The sequence below is a fragment of the Helicobacter sp. T3_23-1056 genome, from assembly GCF_053654535.1.
On sequence record NZ_JBSIUU010000109.1, the window covers coordinates 1 to 394 of the forward strand.

The 394-nt window shown below is 36.8% G+C and carries 1 protein-coding gene; it reads left to right on the plus strand.

The window, feature by feature from the left end:
• Nucleotides 1–32: 32 nt before the first annotated feature.
• A partial coding sequence (locus ACWIUO_RS13925) for a hypothetical protein (protein WP_454178480.1) occupies nt 33–394 on the plus strand: 362 nt, incomplete at its 3' end.

Here is a 394-nt window from a genome sequence, read left to right on the forward strand (position 1 = left end):
TTTTACTAAAAAGGCAAAAAGGGGATAAAAAAATGAAAATATCCAACAAATGCAAAGTGTGTGGCGAAAATGTCAATATCTTTAACGCAGAACAAGAAGTGTCGTATGGGGATTGGTCAGATGACAATGAAAGGGACAGGTTGCGAGGCTTTAGCATAGTAATATGCCCGATATGCAAGACAAAATACAAAACAAAACCCATAAACAAAACACATATGACTATTATGTCGATAGCTTTTGGCGTCATAGCTGTGCTTTGTCATATCTTTTTTGATGTAGGCTCTTTGGTGGCGTTTTTTGGGATTTTTGTGGGCGGAAGCATTGTTGGCTATATCATATTAGATGGTCTTGATAGCACTTTTGAGCAAGTCATAGAAAATGATGAGGCTAATAA